The sequence below is a fragment of the Phycisphaeraceae bacterium genome (assembly GCA_019636735.1).
Taxonomy (GTDB): Bacteria; Planctomycetota; Phycisphaerae; order Phycisphaerales; family SM1A02; genus VGXK01.
In genome coordinates this window covers 1-14,779 of record JAHBWY010000016.1, presented here as the reverse complement: position 1 = coordinate 14,779, position 14,779 = coordinate 1, and the positions used below count along the sequence as shown (strand labels likewise).

Genomic DNA, 14,779 nt, shown 5'->3' with positions numbered 1-14,779 from the left:
GACGGACCGCTCAATCGGTCGCCACCGAGGTGTGGGGATCGACTGGGAGATCCTGACTGTGGGCTTGTTCTCCTTGCGGTGACCGCCGATTACTCCACTCAACTCAATCCCATTTCGCGCGGACATTTCGGGGAGCGGGACAACCGTACACCTTGCGAAATGTCGCGCGCCAGTTTCATCGGCCGGACCGCTCACTCGGTCCGCTCCGGACCGGGTTCAGGAAGTAGGGAAGGGACCACTCGCCGCCGCGGCTATCTGCCTACACGCAGCAGCCATATCGTCCGGAACCGGTCCCGGGATCGCGAGCACCCTCCAACTCTGCACCACTCCGTCCCGGAGGATCGATTGAGACGCGGGCGCAACAGTACTGGACGGCATGGACGCCAGAAGGAGCGATAGCGCCTCCGCGCAATCCAGCTTTCCATGTAGTAGTGCTGTATCAATTGCAGCCCGATACCACTGAGGGTCGCCTGTTGCGGCACCAAGCGACAGCTGAATGACATATCTTCCGAATGTCCCCTCCTGTGCAATCGATAACGCCCTAAGGAATGACCGCACCGCCTCCTCAGATCGCCCTCCCTCCAATAGGAAGTCGCCGCGAAGCGCCTCCGCCTCTCGCAATTCATCAATGCTAGTAGCAGTTGAAAGAAACTGATCGATCTGACGCAGGCACGCCTCATGATCGCCACATCCGATGCGGGAGATCAAATCTGTTCGAATACTATCCCATCGAGCTCCGCCCATTCTCTCCTCCTAAACGGGGTTGCGTGATTCCGCTTCTCATCACCCGCAGGCCGAGCGTCTGAAAGCCCTGATTCGCAGTATAGCGGACCGGTTCCAAAGCTCAAGTGGTAGGAATCACCAGAGGCTTCATAGGGCCTATCCGTAAACAAGGACATAAGCGGTTGCGTGAGCCTATATCGATTACATGCGCGGGATGCGGGAAGCCCGGTCGACGACGAACCTTCCGACGAACCGGATTCGCACGGCCGGCGCTGGCCGCAAGCCTGCCGAACGCAAGGACCGACCGGCGCGATAAGGAAGAACCGAACATGACTATTGGGACACCTGAACAAATGAGCATGAACGGCACTGTATGCGGTTGATCGGCTCTCAAGTGAGTAATGATACGACGGCCTCGGGCTCCACCGGGCCGCTCGAAGCGACTCGGGAGGCCGTGCGGGGCCCTCGCCTACGCCCTTGCGAGGCTCAGACTCCGTCTCCAGTTGTAGGCCACCAGGTGCAACGCGAAGTCGAACGCGTTCCGTCGCAGGCCTCGATACCGCACTCGGCGGTAGCCCGTCCGTTTCATCCAGGCAAAGGGATGCTCGACCACGGCACGCAGCGAGGCCACGATCCGGTTGAAGACGCGAAGCTCCTTCGCGAGCTCCTTCTCTCCACGCTGCCGCTTGAACGCGATCACCGGCGTCACGCCGCGGGCCAGCAGCCTCCGCTCCCGCTCCTCGCTGCGGTACGCCGTGTCCGCCACGACCATGCTCGTCTCGTCCTCCGTCAGCTCGTCGATGAAGTTGCTGTCGTGCGGCGCCGCGTCGCTGAATCGGAAGTCCGTCACCAGACTCGAGCGGTCCGCGGCGATGTGACCCTTGAAGCCGAAGTGCGTCTGGCCCGACTTCTTCGTGAAGCTCGCCTCCGGGTCGCGCGTGCTCGTGCCGTCGTCCCGATGCGATCCGCGCGACTGCTCGATGATCGTGGCATCCACCAGCGTTCCTTCCTTCACCAGCAGCCCGCGCTTCTCGAGCTGCGCCAGCGTCGCGTCGAAGATCGTCCGATCGAGCCCCGCGTCGCGAAGCCTGCGCCGGAAGACCACGAAGGTCGTCTCGTCCGGCGTCGCGTCGGTCAGGCTCAGCCCGACGAAGCGACGGAACGAGAGGCGATCCTTCAGGCACTCCTCGAGCTGCGGGTCGCTCAGGTTGAACCACTTCGCGAGAAGCAGGGCGCGAAGCATCGTCTCCGGCTGCCACGCCGGACGGCCGACGCCGCGCTTCTCGCGGTACTCCGGCAGCTTCGCGATCGGCGCAACGAGTTCCTTCCACGACACCGACTTGTCGAGACGGTCGAGCAGCCTCGCCGTCCTCGGTCCTCCGAGGTCCGCCGTCATGCCGTCGACCAGACCGAACTCCGCGTTGACTCGCTGTGCCATCGTGATCCTCGCTGGTCGGCATCATCGCCGAACACGGGAACACTTCGCGGCCGAGCGGCTCACGGTTTTTTGAAAGGCCCGATTTCATCGAGATTGTTCAGAGGTCCCTATTGTTTATGGACAGACCCGAAGGTGGTCGCGTGTCCATACTCGGATGCATCATCGTGTGCCTGGAACATAGTTTGGAGGCATGATAATCGGACACTTCATGAAAGGCCACACCCCTCCCGTCAACATGCAAGTCCTGTAGCAATCAAAACAAGGCTTTTGCTGCCCGAAGTCAGGATTCGGCGATGGTTGATTCTGATTCATGTAACACAACTCGTAAAGGAACTTACAGTGTTTCGTCGCCCTAGAGTCGCCCCGATCGCCTCCCGGAGCCATTGGTGGTGCTGCGGGCGCCACGCGCGGGATGTTTCGCACTATCTCCTCGGAGTGCACAATCGCGTAAATCATGCAGCCGCACGCGACTAGTCCGAGCGTGCCGCTCACAGCGACACCTAAAGGGGTTATCTTCGCAGGGTTCTTTACGGCGACAAGCATGCATGCCCCTGCCATATGCGGCGCCACAATGCTCCCCTGCCGCGTGCATGTCACGACACATCCGCCACCCTGTCTCCCTTGGCCTGCATTGCATCCCGCCAAGCAGTTGGCATTCTCTACTGGATCAGGGAACCTTAAGCAGTAGACAAAGCAATTCGCGCCGCGCTGTCCATTCACACAGCCGACCATGCAGTTCGCGTATCCCTGAGGATCGATCTTTGGATCATACGCGCGTTTGCAGGTATCGTTGCACGGTCCCGTGTCGATACTTTGCCCTCCCGGCGCACTCGATTGCAGGCCGCGAGGATCGCTTCGTGCCAGCGGATTGCTTCGACCGAACTCTTCGAGGTTAAAGCCATCGACATAGCCGCTTGGATCCCTCTCCGCCCACCTCCCCAGCGGCGGGATGTAGGTTCGGTGCCTAACCAGATAGTCGCCCGTCGCCGGATTGAACACATACCCGTCCCAGCCGATCGCGTTGTCGGGGCCGCGCGCGCTAGCGATCGAAATCAGGCCTGACTGGAGAGCGCTCGCCGAAACACCGGCAATTGTCCGATCAGCGGAGGAGAGAGTGCCGTCGCGGTTGAGGTCTGCCTCGGCGCGGTAGAGGGCTGAGGAGATCGGCACCGAACTACCTCCATGCGCGACGATGATGTCTCCGATCAGTATCGAGTCAGCCGATCCGGAGTTTCCGTTGGCATCAACGTCACCCGGCCGATGATGCCGAGCCTGACCATAACTGTCGTAGCTCACGCGCTCGACCAAGGTGGCAATGCGATTCAGCACCGCCACGCTCGAGAACATCCCGTCCGTCATGTGGTACCAGGTGTTCTCCCCGGAATCCGCGTAGTCGCCGTCGTTGTTCAGGTCCGCGCGGTGCATCAGGCAGTCGTCAATGTACCGCAGGCCCCAGGCGTACTGCACGCGCTTGTCGAGTCCGGGATCACCCGAGTAATCCGCATCGACCCGCTCCTCGACGAGTTGCCAGCTTGCGTTGTAGGCGTAGGTCCGCTCTTCGTCGAGGCCGGCGCCGCTGCCGGGGGTGTCCTCGCGCTTGAGTGTGCGCCAGGTGAGCCCGTTGAACTCCTGCTCGAGCTTCGTGACGACGGTGGTTCCGTCGTCCACCTCGACCTTGACCAGGCGGTTCCACGCATCGTGCGTGTAGATCGTTGTGTTTCCACTGGTGACCGCGTCGGTGGCCATGTTCCCCGCGGCGTCGTAGCCGAGCGTGTGTTCGGGACCTGAGTTCGGGAGCGTGCGCGTGAGCAGTTCGTTCACGGCGTTGTGCGTGCGGGTTTCCGTCTCAGGCGCGGGTGGGCTTCCTGGGGCCCAGGATTGGAACTCGTTCCAGTTGCCGAGCAGATCGAGATCCCACGACTGCGTGCCGACTCCGTCCACAGGCGAGCCCGAGATGAGGTTCGCCCAGGTGTTCCGACGCGCCTTCTTCAGACGGTCGAGCCCGTCGTTCGTGTAGGTGTGGCTCCGGTTCCACAGGTTGCCCCTGCGGACATCGAGGACGGCCGTCCTGTTGCCGCGGTCGTCGTAGCCATATTGGAGGGCCACGATCTGCGGCTTCGTCGGCAGACTCGATGCGCTCGTCAACCCGCCGTCGGCCCAGGTCTGGAGCGCAAGCCGACCGAACTGGTCGAAGCCGGGATAGAAACCCTGCGTCTGCGTGGTGTATCCCACCGTGCGGCGCTTGCCGTCGAGCGAGAGCGTGAAGTCGAGCTGCACATCGGGTTGGTCGAGGTCGACCAGGATCGTCCGGCCCACGCCCACGAAGGCGTAGTTCACCATCGAGGTCTTCGTGCTGCTTGTCAGGTTGAACTTGAACTGGTTCACGCGGCTGATGCGGTCGTCCGTGCCGCCCGAGGTGCCGAAGGCGTATTCGAGCACTTCCGGGTCGTGGCCCGAGGAGTTCACCTTGCGAGGGTAGGCCAGTCCCTGCCCTTCATTCCACACTCTGGGCAGACACTCTGTCTCGCGCCACCAACAGGATACCCGCAATACGCGCACGCTGTCTCGACGACGACGACGATGTCTCCAATGACGACCAATCGACAGTACCACCAATCCAATGACGATCCAAAGGCTAACGGTCTTAAACAGGTTTACCATGGAACATCGCGTCGGGACAGTCAGAGGGAGCGCACGCGCTCCGAGTCCGAGTGCGATCCCCTCTTTGGTGCCGATCCTCACTCCATCCGTGACGATGTTGTACCTCGGACCGCCGCCACCAGTGGCCTCATCTCTGATTTCACTCATCATCCACGGGAATGGCCAGCCAAATCCAACAACTGTGACCTGCGATGTGAACTTCCGAGACTCGCTGGCCAGAGCCTTCAGGTGAGCTACTGGCAGTAGCTCATCCACTGCCGTTCGATCTAACAAGCGATGAGGCCATCCGTTCATTGCAACCTGCATCCGAGATAGTCCAGGAAACCCAGCGGGGCAATCCAGACAGTCTCGACACTCCCAGCTGCACAGTGTTACAAATGACCATGCGAGCCCAGAGCGCGACCTCCACGCGCGCTGCGTGTCGACCCGCCCCTCGTTGGGCACACCGGCGCACCGCCCCTGCAACACAACACCGCACAACATTGTTACTAGAGTCACTAGCAGCGCGGACCCCACCGCCTTTAGCAGCAACACACTACAGGTCTCAACGCCTTTCACTAGCACACGGGACTCCTGCTCGACATCGGCTCCTAGTGCTTATGACACAGTGGGACAGAGCCGGAGTACTGCCTGTTAACACCCATGCTCGGCGCTGGAGGCGGTCGCTGAGCGACACATTTGGCGGTGTTAGCTGCCTCAAACTCCTGAAGGAGCCGACGCAACTCCGCGATGTTGATCTTGCACAGTCCGCAACGACCGAAAGGCTCTCCGGAGCACGCCTTGCAGTTGCTCGCATCTCCACCACATCGTGCGTCGAGGCAGGCCAAAGCGCACTTTGCCAACTCGGCCTCAGAGCACTCTCGCGAACTCCCATGTCTCCAGATTGGCGCCCCATCAAGGCACCCCAGGATGTTCACGCAGTGCGTTGGTTCGCATGACGCAACGCAACTATAGACGATCCGAAACGCCGGCGACCACCTTTCGCCCGCAGTCGCCGTGATGTTTGACACATTAATGCAGTACACAACACCGCGATGACAGCATCGCGTCTTCCCGTAGGCGCTCTGATTGCCGCCCGCAAACGCGTCCTGACAGCACTCGCGGATCTGCGTCTCAGAGGGTGCGTGGCGCGAGCCCGGGCAAGCTCTACCGAGAATCTCTGCCAGACCAGTTGCATCCAGCCCATTGCTTGGGCGACTGCCGACATACTGGTAAAGGCTCGCGCCATCCACATACCCCGCCGGATCCCTCTCCCCCCACCTCCCCAGCGTCGGGATGTAGGTGCGGTGCCTGACCAGGTAATCCCCCGTCGCCGGATTGAACACATACCCGTCCCAGCCGATCGAGTTGTCGGGGCCGCCGGTGCCGGCGTTGGAAATCAGCGCTGCCGCGAGCGCGCTGGCCGACACTCCCGCGAGCGTGCGATCGCTTGAGTTGATCGTGCCGTCGCGGTTCAGGTCCGCCTCGGCGCGGTAGAGACTCGAGGTGATCGGCACGGGAGTGCCGCCGTTGGCGACGATGATGGTGCCGACGAGCGCCGAGTCGGTGAACCCCGAGTTCCCGTCGCCGTTCACATCGCCCGGGCGGTGGTGCCTCGCCTGGCCGTAGCTGTCGTAGCTCACGCGCTCGACCAAGGTGGCAGCTCGACTCAGCACCGCCACCGTCGAGAACATCCCGTCCGTCATGTGGTACCAGGTGTTCTCGTTCGAGTCGGTGTAGTCGCCGTCGTTGTTCAGGTCCGCGCGGTGCATCAGGCAGTCGTCAATGTACCGCAGGCCCCAGACATACTGCACGCGCTTGTCGAGCCCCGTAACCCATTGATGTGCGAGCCAGTGACGGCCTTGGCCCGCGTAGTTCGCCGTCAATCCCTTGGAGGGCTGGATGGACGCTCGCCGTCGGCCAGTTCCCTATAGGAGTGCGATGTGCGCCGCATCCGCAAAGCGAGTTCCGTATCAAGAGTGTCCAGACGGCAGGCAATCAGATCTAGGCTGGTCGCCACTCTTGCCGCGCACGGCCTCATCTGGCGCACTCCGAGGTCGTTTAAGCGGAACTCGCAAATGGAGTGATAAATCCTTAGCTCCTCAGCATCTCCGGTGGTGGTTATGTAGCCGATCATGGCATCGACATAATAGCAAAACGCCACGGGACCCATCCACATATAGTCCTCTTGGTAGCGGAGGAAGTTGTCCTCCAGCATCCCAGCTGCTTCCTGAATCGACTTGCGGAGGAGGTGGCGGCAAGCTCTTTGTTCATCGAGATCTCCATACACCACAAAATCAGCTGCCGTAGGTAGCTCATGGCACATCTCTTTCTGCCCTCAGTCGCACTCCCCACAAAGCTCGATTACCTTTGCCGCACAGATTGCCAGTGCGATGACTTTAGTTCGTAGTTGTTCCCTATGCCCTCCTTCGGCCTTGAGCGAGCCTCGGTCAAGACTGATCTGCAGCACATAATCGCACCGCTTCGCCAAGTATCGTTGCCGTAATGCGACTTCTGCAGCGAAACACGCCCATCTCTCGTTAGCCTCTGCGCAGCTTGTTGCGCTCTTGCAGCTTCTGCAATCCAGAGTGTCGTACGATCGCCAGATCGCCTCGCACTCTGCTCGCCACTTCTGAATGCGTTTGCGCTGGTACTCCGCGATACGCTTGGAGTCACGCTTCGCCGCAAGCTCTCCCAACTTCTTCCCAACCACCTGGCCACCTTTGACGGCTACAGGCTTGAGCTTCTTGTAGAGTGCAGGTATGAGCCTCCACCACGCGCTGCCTGTGGGGTCTAGGCCACTCAGCGCTTCACTGCCGCCGTACTGATACAAGTTGCTGCCGTCACCATACCTCGACTCTGGGTGCATGCTGAGCAAATCCATAGTATCCGCCCATAACGCGTCCGTTTCGGCAACGCGATAGCCGGGCGTGCCGCTGTTTGTGCTGCTATGAAGTAGTTCACCCATTGGATTCGAAACGATTGTGCCAACCGGATCCCTCTCCACCCACCTCCCCAGCGTCGGCCTGTATGTCCTGTGCCGAACGAGGTAATCCCCCGTCGCCGGATTGAACACATACCCGTCCCAGCCGATCGAGTTGTCGGGGCCGCCGGTGCCTGAGTTCGAGATCAAGCCGCTTGCGAGCGCGCTGGCCGACACTCCCGCGAGCGTGCGATCGCTTGAGTTGATCGTGCCGTCGCGGTTCAGGTCCGCCTCGGCGCGGTAGAGACTCGAGGTGATCGGCACGGGAGTGCCGCCGTTGGCGACGATGATGGTGCCGACGAGCGCCGAGTCGGTGAACCCCGAGTTCCCGTCGCCGTTCACATCGCCCGGGCGGTGGTGCCTCGCCTGGCCGTAGCTGTCGTAGCTCACGCGTTCGACCAAGGTGGCAGTGCGATTCAGCACCGCCACCGTCGAGAACATCCCGTCCGTCATGTGGTACCAGGTGTTCTCGTTCGAGTCGGTGTAGTCACCGTCGTTGTTCAGGTCCGCGCGGTGCATCAGGCAGTCGTCAATGTACCGCAGGCCCCAGACATACTGCACGCGCTTGTTCAGGCCGGGACTCGAGATGTACTCCTTGTCCACCCGCTCCTCGAGAAGCTGCCAGTTGGCCGAGTAGGTGTAGGTCCGCACTTCATCGAGGCCGCTCACCATCCGGTCAGGACTTGCGCGCGACTCTTCGCCGAGGCAATAGCCCCCTCCGCCCTCCGGGTTATGTCTCGCGAGACTTTGAGCACTTTCGGGGCTCTCCATAACCGGATAGGCGCGACTTGCGTGTCTCTCGACGGCCACGCGGACCAGTCTACCCAGCACCCCCCCGCCGCAACACCTTGCGAATCCACGCGATAGAACGGCGAACGCCTCGACCGTCGGGCCGAGGCGTTCATCGTTTACCGGATCGCCGAGTCGCTTGCGGCTCGGTCTGGAAGTAGAGGAAAGCCGACAGAATGCGAAATGTCGCGCGCCAGTTTCATCGATCGGCCCGCTCAATCGGTCGCCACCGTGCGGTGGGGATCGATTGGGAGGTCCTGACAGCAAGGGGTGAATGGGGCGCGGGGTGACAGAACGGACCCGACATGGACGCCGAAGCCCGGCTCGGTCAAGTGCGACGCGCTTGACCTGACGCCGACCGAAACACGCACGAAACTTGTTGCTCGCCGTGTCCATCGCGCGACTTTGCGGCATGAAGAGTCCTACTTCAACATCCTGTTAGTCCTCCACACTCAGGACACGAGACCAATCCACGGTGATCATAACCGCACTCCGTGCAGCGACCCCGGATTCGGCGCCGGTGAATCACTCCAAACCTGCACACGGTCAGCAAACCAAAGACAAGTCCACCAAAGAAACCGATGTTACCCACGAGGCCAGGCCAGATTGGTTGCAATGGCAGCGTGCCCGGACTAGTGGTCAGCGCATCTGGATCAGCTTGCGAGCTCCAGGCGTCCCTGCTAAAAACAAGCCCTATCATCGGGCCGGACCAATTGGTCGATGACGATCCATCGTTCTTCCACACAGCGCTGAGGGCACGAAGGGGCCAGCCGGAGGCAAGTACCAAGAGCTGCGCTCGAGGAGTGGAGCGCGAGACCACACGCGGTTCGAGGTGGGCTGTAGCGCCGGGTCCACCAACCTCGCTATGTTCGCTCCGCTGATGGTGCATCGCCGCGAGCGCAGGATTGAACGTGAGCAGCACCCTGTTCCACTCCGCCCAAGTCGACTCGTAGCGATCGCGAGTCCAGAGAATGTCCGATGGCTGCGAGTCCCATGCAACGACCCCAGATGTAAGTTGATAGGTGCCCCACCTGGGATCTGACCAAACAGCACCGCCCCAAGCAACTGCGACTGTGATCGCAATCCCAAAAGTCACCGCAACCACGGCACGCAACACAAGTCTCGTGATCTGCACTCGACGCCTCTCTACGGTCTTTGACACATCAGGCACATGTTACTACAAACAAACTTGGGCGCCTTCAGAAGTACCATACACATGGCGCGCTCGACCGGGTCAGGGATCGCACTACAGAAAGCCCCAAGATTTCCACCGCTAGCGCATGCGTTCAGGCAAGCTGCCCGGCTACAATTACTCTTGAAGTAAGAGAACCCTACCGACTTTACAAAGGGGCCCTTGGAAGCTGGACAGCCGTTCCAGCCAAAACCGGACCAAGGGCCTGCGATGCGATCGGAAGTCTCAAACCGAAATGGCTGTGGAATGTCCATGCATCCGTCACAACCGCCGGCGGCATCTTGGCGCGTGGGCCCTCCAGCCGGATTGGACTCTGTGCACGAGTAGATGCAGTCGGTGTGATTGCGGTACGGATAGGTGTTGTCAACATTCACGACCCGGATCAAGACGCAAGTAAATGTGATATCACAGTACAGTCCCTCTGGATCGATAGCCGTTATCGGTTTGGAGTTGCAGTATTGGACGAGAGACGAAGAATCCACATACCCCGCCGGATCCCTTTCCGCCCACCTCCCCAGCATCGGCATGTAGGTGCGGTGCCTGACCAGATAGTCCCCCGTCGCCGGATTGAACACATACCCGTCCCAGCCGATCGAGTTGTCGGGGCCGCCGGTGCCTGAGTTCGAGATCAAGCCGCTTGCGAGCGCGCTGGCCGACACTCCCGCGAGCGTGCGATCGCTTGAGTTGATCGTGCCGTCGCGGTTCAGGTCCGCCTCGGCGCGGTAGAGACTCGAGGTGATCGGCACGGGAGTGCCGCCGTTGGCGACGATGATGGTGCCGACGAGCGCCGAGTCGGTGAACCCCGAGCTCCCGTCGCCGTTCACATCGCCTGGGCGATGGTGACGCGCCTGGCCGTAGCTGTCGTAGCTCACGCGCTCGACCAAGGTGGCAATGCGATTCAGCACCGCCACGCTCGAGAACATCCCGTCCGTCATGTGGTACCAGGTGTTCTCGTTCGAGTCGGTGTAGTCGCCGTCGTTGTTCAGGTCCGCGCGGTGCATCAGGCAGTCGTCAATGTACCGCAGGCCCCAGACATACTGCACGCGCTTGTTCAGGCCGGGACTCGAGATGTACTCCTTGTCCACCCGCTCCTCGAGAAGCTGCCAGCTTGCGGAATAGGCGAAGACGCGCTCCTCGTCCAGAGTGCCGTCAAGATTGGTGTCCTCGCGCTTGAGCGTGCGCCAAGTCAAGCCGTTGAACTCCTGCTCGAGCTTCGTGACGACGGTGGTTCCGTCGTCCACCTCGACCTTGACCAGGCGGTTCCACGCATCGTGCGTGTAGATCGTTGTGTTTCCACTGGTGACCGCGTCGGTGGCCATGTTCCCCGCGGCGTCGTAGCCGAGCGTGTGTTCGGGACCTGAGTTCGGGAGCGTGCGCGTGAGCAGTTCGTTCACGGCGTTGTGCGTGCGGGTTTCCGTCTCAGGCGCGGGTGGGCTTCCTGGGGCCCAGGATTGGAACTCGTTCCAGTTGCCGAGCAGATCGAGATCCCACGACTGCGTGCCGACTCCGTCCACAGGCGAGCCCGAGATGAGGTTCGCCCAGGTGTTCCGACGCGCCTTCTTCAGACGGTCGAGCCCGTCGTTCGTGTAGGTGTGGCTCCGGTTCCACAGGTTGCCCCTGCGGACATCGAGGACGGCCGTCCTGTTGCCGCGGTCGTCGTAGCCATATTGGAGGGCCACGATCTGCGGCTTCGTCGGCAGACTCGATGCGCTCGTCAACCCGCCGTCGGCCCAGGTCTGGAGCGCAAGCCGACCGAACTGGTCGAAGCCGGGATAGAAACCCTGCGTCTGCGTGGTGTATCCCACCGTGCGGCGCTTGCCGTCGAGCGAGAGCGTGAAGTCGAGCTGCACATCGGGTTGGTCGAGGTCGACCAGGATCGTCCGGCCCACGCCCACGAAGGCGTAGTTCACCATCGAGGTGTTCGTGCTGCTTGTCAGGTTGAACTTGAACTGGTTCACGCGGCTGATGCGGTCGTCCGTGCCGCCCGAGGTGCCGAAGGCGTATTCGAGCACTTCCGGGTCGTGGCCCGAGGAGTTCACCTTGCGAGGATAGGCCAGTCCCGTCTGGCGGGAGAAGTTGCCGGTCGAGCTTGAACCGATCTCTGCGTTGGCATACTCGTAGCCCACGAGCCGCGTGTCGCCGGTCGGCAGGCCGCCGCCGTCGTAGGAGACGGCGCCCTTGGAGTGCTGATAGACCTTCTCGACCTGGCCGAGCGGGGTGTAGCCGAACTCGACCTCGTTCCGAACAGTTGGTCCTGCCGACTCGAGCGAGGTGACCTTCGAGAGTCGGCCGGCGGAGTCGAAGCTCAGGTCGATCCGGTCGATCGTGGCATCGATGTTCGAGGCGGTCGCGGTCGCGGTGTCGCGCGTCATGCGGCCGAGCGCGTCACGCTCGTACTCGTGCAGCGTCTCGTTCTGGTCGACCATGGCGGTCATCTCGGCTTGGCGGTTGTAACCGTAGTAGACCGATCTCGTGGCCTCGGTCGTGCTGCCCTGGCCGGGCGGATAGATGATTTGAAGGAGCAGGTCGTTCGAGTAGATTGCGGACGAGAACGGGTCCGGCCCGGGCGAGACTCCGTAGACGTAGCGCGTGACCTGATCTTGCCCGTTGCCGGTGCCCACGTTCGCCATCGCGGTCAGCTTCACGAGCTGACCGATCCCGTTGTGGACGTAGGTGGTGACGCGGTCCGCGTCGTTGGCCCCGTTGGCGCCAGCGACCGTCCAAGTCTCGTTGAGGCCGTCCCAAGCGAGCGTCACTGGATCGCCGACCTCGTTCTCGATCGTCGCGATGGTGCGGCCGAGTGCATCAACGATCGTTCGGTCGACGCGTCCGCCGGGGCGCACGGTCGTCGTGCCGAGCCCTCGCTCGTCGTAGATCGTCTGTGTGACGAGTGCGTTGGCGCCGTTTGATGGTGGACTTCCTTGCGTGATTGTGGGATCAGCAGTGTCGCTCACGAACTGGTGGTTCGTCGTGTCGTTCGTGCCGTAGTCGACGGAATGCGTGACCCGCGCGGCGATGTCATAGAAGAGTCCCCGGAAACTGGTCACCGCCGTGGAAGAGCCGAGGGCCCCGGTCGCGCTCGCGTCGTGCAGCCGCTCGCGATGGCGGACCAAGTCGAGCAGGCCCTTCCGGGCACCGCCCGAAGAGATGTAGCGGTACTCGGTCTGTTCGAGGACCGCGTCGTCGGTGAGAACTGACGCACGCGTTGAATCGCTCCAGACGTCAGCGTGGCTCCCAGTTCCGGGGGACGAATCATCCCCGCGGTCGGTGACGAACTCGACGACGGGACGCCCCAATCCGTCGAAGGTGGTCTTCCTTCCGGGTGAGTTCGGGGCCCAGACGCCGACCGTGCGGCCGACCTCGTCATACCACTGGTTCGTCGAGAGGAACGCCTGGCCGGCGTCGTCCTCGGTCGGGTCGATCGCCACCTCGCTCCGCGCGACGAGCCCGCGCTGCGTGTAGGTGATCCGCTGGAGCGAGACGCGCGTGGCATCGGCGCCGTCGAAGCTCGAGGGCACGCTTCCGGGGAGCGTGGAGAAGCTCGCCGACGCGACGACGCGGTCAAGGTTGTCATAGAGCTGCGCCGAGTGCGGAGCGAGCGGGCTCTCCGTCAACACCAGGCGATCGCGCCAGTCGTAGGTGAACTCCGTTACGCGCGTTGTCGACTCGTCGACGTGCTCAGTCGCCGACGTCAACAAACCGTTGCCGACCCCGCCGGAGTCGTATTCCTGTTCCGCGACGGTCGACATCGTCCCCCCAAGGGGGGCATGCGTCGTCGAGTGTGCGAGTCCGACCTCGGTCAGGGTGATTCTGCCGAAGGCGTCAAACGTTCGACGCGTCAAAGTGCCAACCGCGTTCACGGACGTCTTGAAGCGACCGAGCGAGTCATAGGTGAACCAGCTCGTTGCCCTCCCGCTATCCGGGCCCGCACTTGACGGAGCGTTCCACTCCGTCGTGCTTTTGAGCTGGCCCGAGACGCTTCGTGTCGTACTTGATCGCGCGAGCAAGAGCTCGGGAGTGGTGTTGACTTGGTAGTCAACCACCACCTGCGGCCATGGTTCCTCGCCCGTCCCAGTGGTGTACTCGCCCGTGATGTTGCAAGCCCATGATGCGATCGCGGCCCCTCCGGCGTCCACCCACGTGATGGACACGGGACCCGCATGGTCATCCTCACCAAGCTCCGGAGGAAGGGAGACGATCGCGAGGTATTCGAGCCCCGGGTGATCGCCGCACTCGCGCAGTTCACGTCGGACGAAGCTCGTCACGCCCGCAGACGACACTTGCTTCTGAACCCGGCCGAGGAGGTCGTACGCAGTCGTGGTCGTCAGCGATCCGCCGGAACCGTTCAGTCCTGAGAAGCTGCCGGTGAGGCCCGTCGTCGATGGGAACGACCCGCCGGGTGCCGCGTTCCGCTCGACCAGCGTCACTCGGTTACTTCCGGGGGCGAACTCGCGGCGCGTCAACGCTCCGTCCGCGGCGCGGCTCCAGACGTTGCGGCCCTCAGCGTCAAAGAACTCGTGCGCATAGACGGAATCGGTGGACGGTCCGTTGAAGTCTGCGCCCGCGACGGCTCATTCAGACTTCTCCAGCCCGAAGAACCGGAACCCGTTCAGGTGCGAGCCGGTGATCGCCTTGGCAACCGCCGAGAGCGATGAGTAGCGCACGCCGTCCCATTCGAAGCCTTCGGGCAGCACGTTCACCACGATCCGGCGGTCCTTGTAGTCGCGGACGATGGCGGTCCCGGGTCGTGGAAGCCGGGGGTCGTGCGAGGCCGGAAGGTCGCGATCGGATGGCGCCCGGCGCGCCTGGGCGGCTTGGAATGAGGTCGCTTCGCCCTTCCGGGTCGGGAGCCGGGGCCGGGGCGGCGTCACGCGAACGTCGGCGTCGTTCGCCAGCTCCTCTGCGCGCAGCAGCGCGCGCTCCGAGAGACCGCCTTCGGCGTTCGCCTGGATGCGCCACGCGATCCTGCGGATCAGGTACTGCCGGTGACGGCTTCGTGCCTGCTCGCCGAAGA

The 14,779-nt window shown here is 62.3% G+C and carries 7 protein-coding genes; all 7 read right to left on the bottom strand.

Features of this window, described 5'->3' with window-relative positions; genetic code table 11:
* Positions 1-1,192: 1,192 nt before the first annotated feature.
* Entirely contained in the window at positions 1,193-2,161 is a 969-nt protein-coding gene (locus KF724_13600; GenBank protein ID MBX3356724.1) for an IS5 family transposase, read from the bottom strand.
* Positions 2,162-2,320: 159 nt separating this feature from the next.
* The gene (locus KF724_13595) at positions 2,321-4,627 is read right to left on the bottom strand and encodes a hypothetical protein (GenBank protein MBX3356723.1); all 2,307 of its coding nucleotides are present in this window, start codon (positions 4,625-4,627) and stop codon (positions 2,321-2,323) included.
* A 785-nt stretch (positions 4,628-5,412) separates the two neighbouring features.
* On the bottom strand, positions 5,413-6,687 hold the full coding sequence (locus tag KF724_13590) for a hypothetical protein (GenBank protein ID MBX3356722.1): 1,275 nt from the start codon (positions 6,685-6,687) through the stop codon (positions 5,413-5,415).
* Positions 6,684-7,091 (bottom strand): hypothetical protein, encoded by a 408-nt coding sequence (locus KF724_13585; protein MBX3356721.1) that lies wholly within the window; start codon positions 7,089-7,091, stop codon positions 6,684-6,686. The genes KF724_13590 and KF724_13585 overlap by 4 nt, the downstream gene beginning before the upstream one ends.
* 48 nt (positions 7,092-7,139) lie before the next feature.
* Positions 7,140-8,456 (bottom strand): hypothetical protein, encoded by a 1,317-nt coding sequence (locus KF724_13580; protein MBX3356720.1) that lies wholly within the window; start codon positions 8,454-8,456, stop codon positions 7,140-7,142.
* Positions 8,457-9,719: 1,263 nt separating this feature from the next.
* A complete protein-coding gene (locus KF724_13575; GenBank protein MBX3356719.1) occupies positions 9,720-13,514 on the bottom strand; it encodes a hypothetical protein in 3,795 nt (1,264 codons plus the stop codon).
* A gap of 822 nt (positions 13,515-14,336) precedes the next feature.
* The coding region (locus KF724_13570) for a DUF2924 domain-containing protein (GenBank protein ID MBX3356718.1) at positions 14,337-14,779 on the bottom strand (443 nt) is incomplete at its 5' end.

What these genes read in the sequence shown, in the direction of transcription:
- KF724_13600 (MBX3356724.1), bottom strand. Translation starts at nt 2,161, where the DNA reads ATGGCACAGCGAGTCAACGCGGAGTTCGGTCTGGTCGACGGCATGACG.
- KF724_13580 (MBX3356720.1), bottom strand. Translation starts at nt 8,456, where the DNA reads ATGGTGAGCGGCCTCGATGAAGTGCGGACCTACACCTACTCGGCCAAC.
- KF724_13575 (MBX3356719.1), bottom strand. Translation starts at nt 13,514, where the DNA reads ATGTCGACCGTCGCGGAACAGGAATACGACTCCGGCGGGGTCGGCAAC.